The 15,352-nt window shown below is 53.9% G+C and carries 11 protein-coding genes; 7 read left to right on the top strand and 4 right to left on the bottom strand.

Translation table 11 applies throughout. From position 1 onward, the window contains the following. Nucleotides 1-76 precede the first annotated feature (76 nt). Entirely contained in the window at nt 77-1,252 is a 1,176-nt protein-coding gene (locus tag RSX24_RS31160) for a DUF2087 domain-containing protein (protein ID WP_343262774.1), read from the bottom strand. A gap of 218 nt (nt 1,253-1,470) precedes the next feature. After that, a complete protein-coding gene (locus RSX24_RS31155) occupies nt 1,471-3,444 on the bottom strand; it encodes a methyl-accepting chemotaxis protein (protein ID WP_343262773.1) in 1,974 nt (657 codons plus the stop codon). Nucleotides 3,445-3,706: 262 nt separating this feature from the next. Between RSX24_RS31155 and RSX24_RS31150 the strand changes: the two genes are divergently transcribed. Beyond that, on the top strand, nt 3,707-5,140 hold the full coding sequence (locus RSX24_RS31150) for a serine hydrolase domain-containing protein (RefSeq protein WP_343262772.1): 1,434 nt from the start codon (nt 3,707-3,709) through the stop codon (nt 5,138-5,140). Nucleotides 5,141-5,212: 72 nt separating this feature from the next. Here the strand turns inward: RSX24_RS31150 and RSX24_RS31145 are convergent, their stop codons facing one another. Continuing rightward, nucleotides 5,213-6,178 carry an AraC family transcriptional regulator gene (locus RSX24_RS31145; protein ID WP_236421446.1) on the bottom strand — a complete coding sequence of 322 codons (966 nt, stop codon included), beginning with the start codon at nt 6,176-6,178 and terminating at the stop codon, nt 5,213-5,215. Nucleotides 6,179-6,394: 216 nt separating this feature from the next. On the opposite strand from RSX24_RS31145, the gene RSX24_RS31140 reads away from it, so the two are divergent. The 6 genes from RSX24_RS31140 to RSX24_RS31115 all read left to right on the top strand — a co-directional run bounded on the left by RSX24_RS31140 (nt 6,395) and on the right by RSX24_RS31115 (nt 13,557). Then, entirely contained in the window at nt 6,395-7,699 is a 1,305-nt protein-coding gene (locus RSX24_RS31140) for an ABC transporter substrate-binding protein (RefSeq protein ID WP_343262771.1), read from the top strand. A gap of 69 nt (nt 7,700-7,768) precedes the next feature. Beyond that, the gene (locus RSX24_RS31135) at nt 7,769-8,641 is read left to right on the top strand and encodes a carbohydrate ABC transporter permease (RefSeq protein WP_236421448.1); all 873 of its coding nucleotides are present in this window, start codon (nt 7,769-7,771) and stop codon (nt 8,639-8,641) included. A gap of 9 nt (nt 8,642-8,650) precedes the next feature. After that, nucleotides 8,651-9,517, top strand: a complete 867-nt coding sequence (locus tag RSX24_RS31130) for a carbohydrate ABC transporter permease (RefSeq protein ID WP_343262770.1) — start codon at nt 8,651-8,653, stop codon at nt 9,515-9,517. A gap of 7 nt (nt 9,518-9,524) precedes the next feature. Then, nucleotides 9,525-11,075 (top strand): sulfatase, encoded by a 1,551-nt coding sequence (locus tag RSX24_RS31125; RefSeq protein WP_343262769.1) that lies wholly within the window; start codon nt 9,525-9,527, stop codon nt 11,073-11,075. Beyond that, nucleotides 11,072-12,544, top strand: coding sequence for a sulfatase family protein (locus RSX24_RS31120; RefSeq protein ID WP_343262768.1), 1,473 nt, complete (start codon nt 11,072-11,074; stop codon nt 12,542-12,544). Before RSX24_RS31125 ends, RSX24_RS31120 begins: the two co-directional genes overlap by 4 nt. 35 nt (nt 12,545-12,579) lie before the next feature. After that, nucleotides 12,580-13,557 carry a formylglycine-generating enzyme family protein gene (locus RSX24_RS31115; RefSeq protein WP_343262767.1) on the top strand — a complete coding sequence of 326 codons (978 nt, stop codon included), beginning with the start codon at nt 12,580-12,582 and terminating at the stop codon, nt 13,555-13,557. Between the two features lie 109 nt (nt 13,558-13,666). Here RSX24_RS31115 and nagZ read toward each other — a convergent pair whose 3' ends face one another. Beyond that, nucleotides 13,667-15,349, bottom strand: coding sequence for a beta-N-acetylhexosaminidase (gene nagZ, locus RSX24_RS31110; protein WP_343262766.1), 1,683 nt, complete (start codon nt 15,347-15,349; stop codon nt 13,667-13,669). Nucleotides 15,350-15,352: the final 3 nt, after the last annotated feature.

Here is a 15,352-nt window from a genome sequence, read left to right as displayed (position 1 = left end):
CCACGAAATACAAAAGGTCCTAACCGCGATTGCCGGTTAAGACCTTTTGTACGTTTTACCCTTTTGCTTGCCCAAGTCAACTATGGTATCCCTTGTCGCCGTAAGGCTCGAGCTGTTCCATCCAACGTTTCAGCAATTTGGCAAGAGCATCCTTGGCATCGAAATACGGGTTATCTTCTTTTTTTAACACCTCGAGTACTTCGATCGTAAATGCCTGCTCGCCGTACTCCTTCCATTCGGCCTGAAGCTGGCGATTGAGGTGTGTGCCCATCTGGAGCATGAATTTCTGTCCGTTTATCGTTTTCAGATTCGGCGTGCTGTCTACGAACACCTTCCCGTTACGTTCATTGCGGATACAATATATACCTGCTTCGATTTTGACTTCTTTGGCCTGCTCCTGCAGTTCTTTGCGTCGATTCATTCCTTTTTTCTCTCCTTTCGCTGCACCTTTCGCCGCTTTGACGTTATTTTGTGAACTTTCCCCCAAGTCACGCAACCAATATTCGCTGCCATCCTGCTTGCGATCCAACAGCGCGTAGTCGACCAGATATCTCCTGATCTCCGCGTAATCGGGGTACACCCGTCCCAACAGTTCATTCACCTGTTTCTCGGTATACGTCCTTCCGGGTTCAAAACGCCTCGCGATTTCGCAAAGCACAATGTATTTATGTTTCTGCTGCATGTGAAAGCTGGCCAGCGGACCGTCCGTACCTTCCGGAAAATATTTGAGAAGCACCTTTTCCCGATCCTGCTCGGAAATGTCGAACAAAGACGCGTCAATCATGCTCATCTTGCGTGTAACGGGCTGCGCCAGCTCAGCAGGCTTGTGGGTATCCTTGCTTCGAAGCAGTTCCATAAGAGCCAAAAAAATTTTGGCCTGCCGTTCCTTTTCCCTCAGCGTAAACCGATGATTGCGTATGGTCGATGCACTGCCGATCCCGAGGGCCGCTTGCACCTCGGCATCCTTTTTTCCCTCATAAAACTGACCAAGCAGGCCGCGCTGCACGTCGGAAAGTCCGTTGACGCTTTTGTCCAGCCCCAGCAAATACTCAAATACCGACCCATGGACTTTCTCGATGTGCACACGCATATATCGTTCCGATTCATAGAGCACCCCGTCTTCCGGGTAAACAATTCCCGACTCGGTTTGGTAGCCGCAGCAGACGCATACAAAAACTTCTCCCTGCTGTCGATATCCCCGCTTAATCTCTTCCAGGGAAGCGGCCTGCAGCAAAGATTCTATATTTTCCATAAAATAACCGCCTAATCGTTTGTTTATTTATAGACATTTTATTGTTTTGTTTATTAATTGTCAAACACAACTCCAAAAACAAGCTGTATCCCAATTCCAACTCACGCAAGACGCATCACTCGGATCATGGTTTCCCCAAAGCTCAAATCGAAAAAACCGCAGGGATTTCTGCTCCCTGCGGTTCTGTCATGTTTTTGCGACGACTTGCGCCATGTTTGCTACAACTTGAATCGTTCAATCATCTCTTGCAAATCTTCCGCCATCTTGGACAACGCAGCCGAAGAGGCTGCCACCTCTTCCATCGTGGCCAATTGCTGCTGGGCGGCGGCAGATCCATCCTCTGTACCGGCAGCGATCTGGTCTGACAGCTGAATCGTATCGTTGACGGCTTTGGTCACATGGCCCATTCCCCCATCAATGGCTCGGGACGCCGTGGATACCTCCTGGACCTGCGCGGCAACTTGCTGCACGGCGCTTCGGATAGTGTGGAAAGCTTCGCCCGCTTCCGTGATCAAAGCGGAACCCTTAAGCATGCCTTCTCCTGTCCGGGCAAAAGCCGAATGCACCGCATCCGTTTTTTCATGCATCTCACGCATCAGTTCGCTGATGCGTCCGGCGGAACGGCCGGAATGTTGGGCCAAGGACTTCACTTCTTCGGCAACAACCGCAAATCCCCGGCCATGCTCGCCGGCTCGTGCGGCTTCGATCGACGCATTAAGCGCCAGAATGTTCGTCTGCTTCGCAATCGCCGTAATATCGGCAACGATCGCGACGATCTCATCGTTTTTGGAACGCAGATCCTCAATCACCGCCGATACGGCTTCGCTTTCGCCATTCACCTGCCGGATATGCGCCACGGCCTCTTCCACCGTAACCATGCCTGCTTCCGATTTCGCTGAAGCTTCCCCGGCGATCCGTGCCGCATCCTCCGCGCTTGCCGAAATCTCTTTGACGCCATGGGACATTTCTTCCACAAGCTGTCCCGTAGCCGCGAGACTGTCATTTTGTTTCCCCGTTCCCGTCGCGGCATCCTGCATCAGTTCGGCAACCTGCTCGGTAGCCCTGGAGGTTTGCTCGGAACTCGCCATCAACTGTTCGGATGACGCCGCCAACTGGCTTGACGTATCATGCACTTCGCCCAGTACGCCGCGCAGCGATGAGGTCATCGCATCGAAGCTGTCTCCAAGCTTGCCGAACTCGTCCTTGCGCTTCAACCCTACCTGCACGGTTAAGTCGCCGGAGCTTACTTTGGATGCCGCCTCCGTCAGTTGTGCCAAAGGTCTATGGATGCTGCGAATCACGAAAACAAGCACAACAAGGCCAATGATCAGGGCACTTCCGACCAGTGTATACGTACGAATCATAATCGGCCTTACGGCCTCTTGCGCTTCGGAAGCGACCAGCTCACCAACGATTTTCCACCCTGTCACCGGATTGGTATCGTACACGGCGATCATGTCCTGCCCGTTATACGTATAACTCACGGTTCCGCGTTCCTGGGTGTACATTTCATTGATGTAGCTCTGGTCGGACTGACTTCCTGATTCAATATCATAATGGAACAGGAATTTTCCGCCATTATCCAGCATGTACAGCTTGCCCGCTTTACCGATGTGCACCTCTTCGACCGAGGCTTTCAAATGATTGAGACTGACGTTGGCCCCGAACGCGCCTTTTCCGTCAGGCAGCTTGACTGCTGCGGTTACTACCCACTCTCCAGTCGTTACAGATTGAAACGTATCCGAGATGATCGGTTCATCGCTCGCCATCGCCATTTTGTACCAGCTGCGTTCGCGTGGATCATAAACCTGACTGCCCGGGTCCGGGGATTTCATCCAGCTGCCGTCTTCTGCCCCAATTGTCAATACGCCAAGCTCCTCATGGGCAGCGGACATCTGGTCCATCTTTCGTTGAAGGGCAGGCGATTTATCGATAACGTCTTTCGAAGATACCCCGGCAGCAAGCTGCGCCGCGTTTTGTTTCTCCATGTCCAGCATTTGGGTAATTTGAAAGTTCAACATTTCCGCTTTGGCATGTGCCGTGGATACAAGTTCCTCATGAACCCTTTCCGCCGCTTTCAGATAGGATAACCACCCCACCGTTACGCTGGGCACGATCAGAAATAGGAGCAATACGGCGACTAGCCGTTTTTTTACGGTTGGCCTCAGCCAGCCTTGTATCTTTTTCTTCATTATAAAATAGCCTCCATCGTTTAGCTTCACCTTTCATTTATCGGACAGTTTCCATGAAAACATTATGGATGCAGCAAAATGGTTTCATGAAATATCGGCATGCCCTTTCAGCAAGTAATCCAATAGATGAGTTGCCCGCCCCACTTTGCAGATTGTGACCGCTTTTTTGACCCCCTTTCCAAGATCGTTTACAATAACCCTTAAAGTTGGACAAACATGAAACGTTTGGAAGGAGAGGATTCGAATTTTACGCAAGCTTCAGGTGCAGGACGGCGTTATTTCTGTATTTTCGCCCGTATTGCGCATCCTGCTCGCCTTTGTTCTGGTCGCTTCCCCGGCATGGATCGGTCAGACTTCGCCAGCAGCGGCCGCGCAAAGCACAAAGGATGTTTACATTGAGGTCGATGGCATTCAGCAGCTTTGGAAAAACAAACCGCTTATCATTCAAGGCACGACGTTTGTTCCATTGCGCGATGTCGTTCAATCGTTACAAGGTTCTTTGAAATGGGATCAACGGACCCAGTCGGCCACCATCACCTCAGGCCGGGACACGCTGGTCCACAAGGCAGGGACCGATGTGATCGAGGTCAATGGCTTACAGATGAAGGCTGCCACTCACTCCCGCAACCTGAACGGAACGTTGATGCTGCCTGTACGCATGATGGCGAATGCGCTCAAGGCAGATATTCACGTAGGGCGTACGGATGGGGGACAAATGCGAGTCAGCATCAGATCGGACCAAGTCAGCCTGCTTCACAGCGAAGTCGCCGGCGTGGACGACTACTTGCGCGAAATCCAGTTTCCCGGCATCGCGCTCATTGCTCATAAAGGCGAAGTATTGCTTCGGCAGGGATATGGTCTTGCCGATGCGCACACGCTGAATCGTCCTGACCGGAAAACGCGCATCGCTTCCCTGAGCAAATCGTTTACGGCAGCCTCCATTCTCAGTTTGGCGGAAAAAGGAAAGCTGGATGTGCAGGACCCGATCTCCAAATATATTTCCAGCATACCGGAGGGAGACAAAATCACCCTCCATATGCTGTTATCCCAAACGTCAGGCCTGCCATCCGCTTTCGGCCGTGGCGAAGGCACCACCCTTGAAGAGACTGTGGAAGAAATTCGCCATAAAACGCTGAAATTCGAACCGGGCTCTGCCTATTTGTACAGCAACAGCGGATACGTACTGCTCGCCTATGTTATTGAACAAGTATCCGGCATGAGCTATGCCCATTACGTGCAGCAAACGATTTTGAAACCGCTGGACATGAAAAACTCCGGCGAAGCATCCCCTAAAGTGAATACGATCAGCGGGTTCGTGCAGGACGGCGGAGAATGGGTCGAGGCCCCTTATTACGTATCCCAGTCGGGTTCGGGCACGATCTATTCCACCGTAGACGACCTGCTGAAATGGGACCGCGCACTGTATACAGACCAGATCCTGAGCCAGGATACGATCGAAACGATGTACGAACCGTACTCGGACAAAAACTACGGTTACGCCTGGATCCTCAAGGAGAACGGCGACAAAAGAACGGTCTTTCATAACGGTAGCGGCGGCGGTTTCTCCACAGCCCTCTCGCGCAACTTGTCCGATGATGTGACTATCATTCTGCTGGGCAACCATGCAGGCATGGACATGACTGCCTTGATGGACGAGGTGGAATCCCGAACGGCCCAAGCTCTGCAATTGCAATAATACCGATTCCCAATAATCAGCATGAACGCAAAAAAGACGATCCTCCCGGGGATCGTCTTTTTTGCGTTCATGCTACTCCGTATGATGCCTGCGATACTCCAGCGGTGATATGCCTGCATGTTTGCGAAAGGCACGCGAGAAATGGTGTTGGCTCTCGAACCCGACCTGCGCCGAGATATCCTTGATCGGATAGACGGTCAACGAAAGCAGCTCCTTGGCTCGCTGCATGCGCATCAATTGCACATATTTCATGGGCGACGTCCCGAGCGTCTGCTGGAACAGGGACCTGAATTGCTCCTTGCCGAGAGCGGCACGCTCCGCCAGATCATCCAGCGTCATCGGATCGGACAAATGCGCCGCGACGTAATTGCATATTTGGAAAATCCGGTGGTCGTACATTACAGGTCGTTCAGGCAAAAAGGAACGCAGCGTCTCGAACAGTTGGAGCAGCCACGACAAGCCCAGCGTTTGCATCTTCAAATACTGGATGGCCTGGTTCGTGTCCAACCTCGCTTGCTGCAATCCGTTCACCCGCTCTTCCTTTATCGTTTCGGTGTACGACATGCATTGATCGGCGACGTTGTGCCATGATTGCAGCAGTTTGCCGAAGGCGGACGGATCAACCGCAGACGCTACCCTTGGAAAACGGTACAGGCGAATGAAATCCAGAAGCCCGATCTTGGCCTCCAAAGCAAACGCATAATAATGAAAAGGTTCCGAATCATCAATGCTCTGCCACGACTGGCAAGTTTGAGGAGGAATGCATACAATGTCCCCTTTTCCGATGATGTAAGGGGTTTGATCGTACAGGATGGTTGCTTTTCCTCCGGTAACCAGCCAAATGGCGGTATACGGGAAAACAAACCGGCCGGAATGGCCTTCCCGCACATCCCACTCCTTGAGCCATCGGATCTGGATGGAAAGCTGTTCCAGCAAGTTTCGAGTCTCGAATTCAAGACTCTGGCGGGTCTGGGAATGCCAGCGGTCAATCCGGTCCTTTGAGATGGAATCGACAGCAGGGACGGTTCTCTGCAACATCCTCCCTCCCTATTCTTAATTGTGCAAATCTGCATAATGGGTAACGATTTACGTTTTTTGAGTACATACGCTTGTACCTCTGAATGCTATAATCATAGGCATTAAATATTCAAAAATCAAGTATTTCAGTCGGAATACTTGATATGTGTTTTGACCGTACGTACGGAGAAGCACGCAGACTGTAAACGACGATGACGAACATATCTGGGGGGAAACATGTTGAAAGCAAATTCACTCATTCGCGCCATCCTGACAATGACCGCCTTAAGTCTGCTGCTTGCCGGATGCGGTCTGACGAGCAGTGGCCAACCTAACGCTTCCAGCACCGATAAGGTAGAGAACGCTGGACAAATTTCACTGAGCTTCTGGTTTCCGGGGACGGATCAGGTGACTGTAAACGCTGTAAAGGCGTCTATCGAAACGTTCGAGGAGCAGAACCCAAATATTAAGGTAAATCTAACCTCTGTCCCTTGGGACCAATATTTCCAGAAACTTGCCGTCGCGTACTCCGGTGGAACGCAACCGGATGTGCATGGTCTCGGCTTCGGTCAGCTCATTTCCACGGTAGATCAGGGCAAATATCTGAACCTGCAGCCATACATCGACAAAGACCAGTGGGAAGGGACAACCGACTTCTACCCCGATATCCTCAAAGCAGGCCAGTGGGAGAATGGACAATACGGGCTGTTGATACCGGATCTGCGCCCACTGGCATGGCGTAAAGATTATTTGGCCGAAGCCGGCCTGGATCCGGAATCTCCGCCGCAAACCCTCGATGAGCTGTTCCAGTACGCCGTTCGGTTGAAAGTCGTGCAAAACGGCCAGACGGTACGCTCCGGCTTGGATATTCAGACGAGCAACGGAGAGCAATCCTATCTATCCCTCCTGCTCCTATACGGAGAGAATTTTTACGACAAGGAAGGCAATCCGACCTTTGATTCGGAAACCTCCATCGCTCTGGTTGAGAAACTGGTCGAGCTATACAAAGCGGGTGTATTCACGGCAAGCAATCAGCAGCAGACCGGAGGGACACCTTTCGCTCAAGGTCAGGCCGCGATGGCATTCGTCTCTCCTTCCAATACCGCATCCTTGATTCAATCCATCGGAAAGGAGCAGGTGGAGTGGGCGCTTCCGCCAGCAGGACCGAACGGAGAACGCACATCGCTGATGCTGGGCACGTTCCTGACAGCAGCCAAGGCTTCCAAACATCCGGAGGAAGCTTGGACTTTCATCAAGTTCTGGTTCAGCCCGGACAATCAAATGGCTTATACTTCCAAGACCGGAGCACTTCCGCCTTTGCAATCCATTCGAGACGAATATCTGACGAACTTCCCGCAAAATCAAGTGATCTATGAAGCGATGAACGATGCACAAGGGTATATCGCCTCCAAATACTGGTCAGTAAACATCAAATATCTGAGAACGGCCCTCGAAGAAGCCTATAATGGCTCCAAATCGGCGGAAGATGCTTTGACTGCCAACGCCGAGCTTGCGCGGGACGAAATCAAGTCCATCAAGTAAACATGAGCACCCTAATTCGGTATCATGGCTGGATTAGGGGCATCTCCATGGCCCAAAGGACGTGTAACGATGAATAAAGGCTTGAATCGCGTTTTCCCGTATCTGTTCGTTTTTCCGAGCATGCTGCTATTCGTATGGTTTGGGCTGATTCCAATCGCCTGGATCGTCTACCTGAGCTTCACTGACTACTCCATGCTGCAGCCTCCCGTATGGAAAGGGCTCGACAATTATGCACGCCTGCTCCAAGATCCGCTGTTCGCCAAATCGGTGGGCAACACCGCATGGTACTGGCTCGGCACCGTATTGCCCTCGATGGCCATCGGCCTTGTTCTGGCTGTGCTCATGTCCATGCGCCTAAAGCTGCTGCCCCTCTTCCGGGCTTTGATCTACTTGCCCGGCACATTGTCTTCCGTTGCCGTTGCCATGACATGGCTATGGCTGCTGGATCCGTCCAGCGGGCCGGTGAACCGCTGGCTTTCTTTCATGGGCGTTGCCGGACGCAACTGGCTGAATAGCCCGGATACGTCCCTTGCTTCCATCATCGTGATTGGCATATGGACAGGCATCGGATTTTGCATGATCGTGCTGCTCGGCGGTATTCAAGGCATATCGGTCAGCCTGTATGAAGCCGCCGCGCTCGATGGCGCTTCCGGATTACGTCAGTTTTTTCACATCACGATTCCCCTTCTGAAGCCCATGCTGTTGTTCCTGTTTATCATTGCAACCATTCGGTCGTTTCAGGTTTTCGATCTGGTATACATTCTGACCGGCGGCGGTCCTGCCAATTCGAGCACAACGATCGTCAGCCAGATCGTCAATGCCAGCTTCCAAGAATACCGCATGGGATACGCTTCGGCGATGGCCGTCTTTTTGCTGCTGGTCACGCTGGCTGTCACGCTGCTGCAATACTGGATGGGCGGACGAAATTCTGCCTCAGATTAGGAGAATGACATGAAACCGACAACATTCGAACGAATTTCAGCCTATGCCGCACTCGCTTTCGTCACCGCGCTGTCTATTCTGCCGCTCCTGGTGCTTGTCTTCACCTCCTTGAAGGGGGATGACGAGTTTGGATTGGGCAGAACGACCATCTTGCCTTCCGGCTTGCAATTCGATAATTACGTCCGGGCGTTGGGCATGGCGGAATGGGGTCTCTTTTTCCGCAATAGTGCTATCGTTACTGCTGCAGCTGTAGGGGGCAGCCTTTTGTTAAATACCCTTGCCGGATTTGCTTTCGCCAGGCTCCGCTTCCGAGGAAGCCAGTTCATGTTCCTGCTGCTGCTGCTCGGCCTCATGATTCCGGCCCAAGTCACGGTCATCCCCCAATTCCTGCTGCTGAAGTCTGTTCCATTCTTCGGCGGGAACGACTGGCTTGGAAGCGGTGGGACCGGCTGGCTGGACAGCTACTATGCCTTGATCATTCCCGAGTTATCCGGAGCGTTCGGCATCTTTATGGCACGGCAATTTTTCCAGCAGGTGCCGAAGGCGCTGGATGAAGCGGCATATATTGACGGAGCCGGTATTCTGAGATTGTTTTTCTACATCTATATCCCGCTGAGCGGGCCGCTGCTCGGTACACTTGGCATTTTCAAATTCGTTGCGGTGTGGAACGACTTCTTTCACCCGCTCATCTACACCAGCAGCCCGTCCATGCGAACAATCCAGCTGGGCCTTCAAGTTTTCCGGGGCGAATATCAGGTGCAATACAACCTGTTGATGGCCGCTACACTGATGGTGTCTTTGCCCATCGTCGTTGCCTTTTTCCTATTCCAAAAACAATTCATCCGCAGCGTGGTATCCTCGGGTGTGAAAGGATGATTTTTGCATGAAAGCAATCATGGTCATGTTCGACACGTTAAATCGGCATATGCTCTCCCCCTACGGCGCGCCCGATTGGGTACAAACGCCTCATTTCGACAGGCTTGCCCGGCGCAGCGCCGTTTTCCTGAACAGTTATATCGGCAGCATGCCCTGCATGCCGGCCCGCCGGGAACTGCACACAGCTCGGCATAATTTCCTGCACCGAAGCTGGGGCCCGCTGGAACCGTTCGACGATTCCGCCATCGAGCTGCTTGGGCAAGCAGGAGTGTACACTCATTTGGTCACGGATCACCAACATTATTGGGAAGACGGGGGAGGAACATATCACCCCAGATATGAGAGCTTTGAATTCGTTCGCGGCCAGGAAGGAGACCCTTGGAAAGGTGAGGTAAGCGAGGAGGCTACCCAAGGAAGAGCGGGATCGGGCATCCCGTTAACGTACCAGAAAATTGTTCATCACGACCGGATCAATCGCAAACACATCGTTTCCGAGGAGCAATTTCCGCAGGCACAGACCTTTGAGCTGGGTATCGACTTCATCCGCCGCAACGCTGGTCAAGAACGCTGGTTCCTGCAGCTGGAGACGTTCGATCCGCACGAACCGTTCTACAGTCCGGAATCGTTCCGCAACTTGTATCCGAAGCTGATCGGGGATCGTGGAAACGATTGGCCGGCTTACGGACCCGTGAAGGAAACGGATGACGAGGTGGAGCGCATGCGGCATCGTTATGCGGCCCTGCTCACCATGTGTGATGACCATCTTGGGAAAGTGCTGGATGTCATGGACGAGCTGGATCTGTGGAAAGATACATTGCTTATCGTGAATACGGATCATGGCTTCTTGCTTGGCGAGCACGGACATTGGGCCAAATGCGTGCAGCCCTTCTATAACGAGGTCGCCCACACGCCGCTGTTTATCTGGGACCCGCGCAGCAACGTTCAGGGGGAACGGCGAAACAGCCTTGTTCAAACCATCGACCTGCCTGTAACGCTGCTCGATTATTTCGGCGTGCAGCCTACATCCGATATGCATGGTCAATCCCTTCGCGCTACCATAACCAGCGATCAACCTGTGCGCGAAGCGGCGCTGTTCGGATTGCATGGCGGCCACGTATGCGCTACAGACGGGCGTTACGTATATATGAGAGCAGCCGCAAGCGAGGACAACCAGCCGCTGTTCGACTACACCCTGATGCCCACGCATATGCGAAGCCGCTTCTCCCCTTCCGAGCTGCAGGACATGGAGCTTGCCGGACCACTTCCGTTTACCAAAGGAGCACAGGTCTTGAAAATAAGGAGCGCAGGCCGGGGAACGCTGCATCAGTTCGGCTCGCTGTTGTTCGACCTGGAAACGGACCCGCGACAGGAGCATCCAATCGAGGATGCACAACTTGAGGCCAAAATGGTTGCTTTGCTCATCCGTCTTATGCAAGAGAACGATGCGCCGATCGAGCAATATGAACGATTGGGACTCGAACCGAACGCACGCCGCGAAGCAAAAGTGCCGTATTCCGGGGAATCGGCTTCCGAAGGCGAAAAGGAGCATCGTCCATGACCGCGAAACCGAAGCGTCCGCATATCATCCTGTTCAATCCGGACCAATGGCGGGGCGATGTGCTCGGCCATCTCGGAAATCCGGCAGCACGAACGCCGCATTTGGACCGTTTCGTAGCCGAAGATGCCGTATCGTTCAGTCACGCTTTTTGTCAGAACCCAGTCTGCACGCCAAGCCGCTGCTCCTTTATGACGGGGTGGTATCCGCACGTCAGGGGCCATCGGACCATGTACCATATGCTCAAGCCGGATGAACCCATGCTGCTGCAAAAGCTGAAAGAGGCTGGTTATTACGTATGGTGGGGTGGGAAAAACGATCTGGTCGATCCCGAATCGGGCTATGGCGAATATTGCGACGTCAAGTATGTTCCGCCCGACACAACGAGACGCATGTTCGGACCGGATTGGAGGCGCGGCAAACCGGAAGAGGATACGTTCTATTCGTTTTACGTCGGCAACATCGACAAAGGGGACGGGGAAGACTATTATCCCGACTCGGATTGGGCTCATATCCACGGAGCGATTAATCTGATTCGGGAAGCCCGGTCGGATCAGCCTGTATGCATTTATTTGCCGATCCTGTACCCGCACCCTCCTTATGCCGTAGAAGAGCCATGGTACGGTTCGATTGACCGTTCCTTGCTGCCGCCCCGCGTCGCCGAGCCGGTCTGGGAAGGCAAACCGTCCATGTTAACCGGACTGCGGGAGAGGATGCAGCTGCACGGTTGGACCGAGCAGCGCTGGGACGAGCTGCGAGCAACGTATTACGCCATGTGCGCCAGAGTAGACGAGCAGTTCGGCCTGCTTGTCCAGGCTCTGAAGGATACGGGAATGTACGAGGATACGGCCATTTTCTTTTTCTCGGACCACGGCGATTTCACAGGGGACTACGGGCTGGTGGAAAAAACGCAAAACACGTTTGAGGATTGCCTGACCCGCGTCCCCTTTATCGTCAAACCTCCTGCAGGCGTTCCGGTACGGCCAGGCATCTCCGACGCCATGATTGAGCTGGTCGATCTGTGCGCTACGGTATACGATTATGCAGGCATTGACGAGGGGTACACCCATTTCGGCCGTTCCCTTCGCGGCGTAATCAGCGGGCAGTTGACGGAGCACCGTGACGCCGTTTTCAGTGAGGGCGGCCGACTGCATGGCGAATCGCACTGCAACGAATCCACGCCGTTTAACGAAGACCCCCACAGCCTGTATTGGCCAAGGGGCGAAACGCAGCGCAGCGAGGGACCGGAGCATACCAAAGCCACGATGATCCGCACGGATCGGTTCAAGTATGTGCGCAGACTTGATGAGCAAGACGAGTTATACGATCTCGTTCTCGATCCGGGAGAGACCCGCAACCGGATCAGCGATCCTTCCCTTGCGCAAGAATTGCAACGTTTGAAGGAGCGCATGCTTGATTTTTACCAATCCACTTGCGACGTGGTCCCGCACCGGCGCGCACGCCGGGAATGATAGTTATATCTTGAACGAAAGGAGCATGAACACGGATGAAACCATCGAAAAACGGATGCTGCTGCTCCGTAAAACGGAATTCCGCCATTGCAGCGACCGTGCAGCTCCCCAATCATCATGCAGATCTGGGGACCAGCGTCGAAACTGTGCGGCCCGAACTGCTGGAACGTATGGTCCGCATCGAAGGCGGCACCTTTGTCATGGGAACCAATGATCTGAACGGTTTCGCCTCGGACGGCGAAGGGCCGGCCAGAATTGTGGAAGTGGATAGCTTCCTTATGTCACCCTATGCAGTGACTAATCGGGATTTCAAGGAATTCGTCAAGGAGACGGGTTACATGACCGAAGCGGAGCAATTCGGCTGGTCTTACGTTTTCGAATTGCTCGCGTCGGAGAAGGTTCGAAACGAAGTGCAGCGCGTGCCTTACGGCGTGCCATGGTGGCTCGTCGTGGAAGGCGCGTGCTGGCACCGCCCCGAAGGGAGGGATTCTTCTATTGAGGGGAGGGAGAACCACCCGGTCGTACACATCAGTTGGAACGATGCTTTGGCATACTGCTCGTGGTCCGGCACCATCCTGCCGACCGAGGCACAGTGGGAATATGCAGCGAGAGGCGGATTGGAAGGCAAAACGTACGTATGGGGCAACGAATTGCTGCTTGACGGAGAGCATCAATGCAACATTTGGCAAGGGCGATTCCCGACTGAAAATACTGCAGAAGACGGTTACGCGGGAACCGCACCCGTTGATGCCTACCGTCCCAACGGATACGGTCTGTACAATATGGCCGGGAACGTATGGGAATGGTGCCTCGACCGTTTCACGCCCAGGTATCATGAAATCACCGAAACGTGCAATCCGTTGTTTGCAGGAATGTCGGACAAGGTTTCGATGCGCGGCGGCTCTTATTTGTGCCACCATTCATATTGCAATCGGTATCGTGTAGCTGCGCGAACCGGGAATACGCCAGACAGCTCGTCCGGGAACTGCGGTTTTCGAGTGGTTGTTCGCTAAACCAACGCGGAACCTGGATCTGGATGTGCGATGAAAAGCCCGGTGCCTATGGCAACGAGCTTTTCTTTCGATTCCCGCAGCGCAGTAATGGTTCGATTAGAGCGACGTGCTATTTCAAAGACACCGGAAGTTTCCCTGCAAAAGGAATCTGCCCCGTCAGCGCGCGTGCAATGCTCTGCATAGCCAGCGGCCTGCTCTCGTACGCGGCCACATATACCGATGCATCGGGAATGGCCAGCAGATCGTAAGGGCTGCGCAGCGCCACCACTGCTACCGGCTTGCCCAGTCTGTTTAGCCGGCCGATTAATCTGCGCTGCGGGTCGCCTGAGGGATTGACGGCATTGTAAGTGCCCACCACAATCTGCTTGACCCCCCCATCTTCGGCGGCTTGAAGCAGACGCGCTGAATCGGACGCCACGTCTTCCGGTGATGCCGTCAGATCCACTACTTCAAGGCCACAGTCGGCAAGTGCCGAACCAAGCGTCGGTGCCTGGACGAGCTGCTCGTCAGCATTTGTCGTTACCTCCGTCGCCACCGTAATGACCAGCGTTCGCTCAAGCTTGAGCGGCAGCATTCCTTCTTCATCGCGAACCAGCGTAATGCTGTTCTCGCTAATCCGCCTTGCCACATCCAGATGCGAGCGATCGCCCCGCTCTACGCGCTCTGCTTGTTCAGGCGCAGCTGCAGCTAGTGACATGGCATTATCCTTTTCGCGGCCAGCCACTGCTGCCGGCTCGTCGGCATCCATCCGCAGCAGTCCACGCTTCGCTTTGTATGTGAGCAGCCGCAAGACCGATTCGTCGATGCGCTTTTCGCTAATTCTCCCGCTCTCTACCGCCTGTACCAGCGCACCGAAGGACTCCCTCTGCAATTTTGCCGTATGGCTGATCAACACGAGGTCCGCTCCGGCTTCAACGGCCATGACCGCAGCCTCCACCGTCCCATAATGAACGGCAATGGCATCCATCTCCATACAATCCGTAACGATCAGTCCCTCATATCCCAACTCTTTGCGCAGCAGTCCGCTCAGCACGGCAGGAGATAACGTGACTGGCAGCCGCTGCGGCTCCAGCGCCGGAAAATAAATATGCGCCGACATCATCGCGTCCACGCCGGCCGCTATGGCGGCACGAAACGGAACAAGCTCCACGCGTTCTACCCGTTCGCGCCCATGCGCGATGACGGGAAGATCCAGGTGGGAGTCTATGTCCGTGTCCCCATGACCGGGAAAATGTTTCGCCGTTGCAGCAAGGCTCGCATCCTGCAGCCCTCTTATCGTATGTACACCGAATTCGGCTACAGCCTCGGGTTCTTCCCCGAAGGAACGTACGCCGATTACGGGATTAGCCGGATTGTTGTTGATGTCCAGTACCGGGGCGAAGTTCATGTTAATGCCCATGGATTTCAGTTCCAGGCCGCTGATACGCGCGGCTTCGTACGCATCCTCGAGCGAGCCTGCTGCCGCAATCGCCATCTGTCCCGGCATCAGCGCAATGCCCTCGGTAATTCGCGCTACCATACCGCCCTCCTGGTCGATGGATATCCAGAGCGGCAAATTCCCTCTGCCCCTGGCAATGTGCTGCAATCCTTTCGACAGTCGCTCCACCTGCTCCGGCGATTCCACATTGCGCGCGAAATAGATCACGCCGCCGATCGGGAAATCCGTCAGCAGGCGCTTAATATCTCCGGAAGCTTCCGTGCCGTGAAAACCGCACAGCAGCATCTGCCCGATTTTCTCGCGCAACGTCATCTGCTTCAGCAGGCTTCGACTGCTTTGATTCTGCTCCATCATCTC

Origin of the sequence: Paenibacillus hubeiensis, from assembly GCF_032334105.1 — a bacterium.
GTDB classification, from domain to species: domain Bacteria; phylum Bacillota; class Bacilli; order Paenibacillales; family Paenibacillaceae; genus Paenibacillus; species Paenibacillus hubeiensis.
Note: the sequence above shows the minus strand (reverse complement) of the source record. Positions and strands in the feature narration are given on the sequence as shown.

Bases quoted from the DNA above. Each gene is read 5' to 3' on its own strand.
- RSX24_RS31155 (WP_343262773.1), bottom strand. From the start codon at position 3,444: ATGAAGAAAAAGATACAAGGCTGGCTGAGGCCAACCGTAAAAAAACGG.
- RSX24_RS31140 (WP_343262771.1), top strand. From the start codon at position 6,395: ATGTTGAAAGCAAATTCACTCATTCGCGCCATCCTGACAATGACCGCC.
- RSX24_RS31130 (WP_343262770.1), top strand. From the start codon at position 8,651: ATGAAACCGACAACATTCGAACGAATTTCAGCCTATGCCGCACTCGCT.
- RSX24_RS31160 (WP_343262774.1), bottom strand. From the start codon at position 1,252: ATGGAAAATATAGAATCTTTGCTGCAGGCCGCTTCCCTGGAAGAGATT.
- RSX24_RS31115 (WP_343262767.1), top strand. From the start codon at position 12,580: ATGAAACCATCGAAAAACGGATGCTGCTGCTCCGTAAAACGGAATTCC.
- RSX24_RS31125 (WP_343262769.1), top strand. From the start codon at position 9,525: ATGAAAGCAATCATGGTCATGTTCGACACGTTAAATCGGCATATGCTC.
- RSX24_RS31145 (WP_236421446.1), bottom strand. From the start codon at position 6,178: ATGTTGCAGAGAACCGTCCCTGCTGTCGATTCCATCTCAAAGGACCGG.
- RSX24_RS31120 (WP_343262768.1), top strand. From the start codon at position 11,072: ATGACCGCGAAACCGAAGCGTCCGCATATCATCCTGTTCAATCCGGAC.
- nagZ (WP_343262766.1), bottom strand. From the start codon at position 15,349: ATGATGGAGCAGAATCAAAGCAGTCGAAGCCTGCTGAAGCAGATGACG.
- RSX24_RS31135 (WP_236421448.1), top strand. From the start codon at position 7,769: ATGAATAAAGGCTTGAATCGCGTTTTCCCGTATCTGTTCGTTTTTCCG.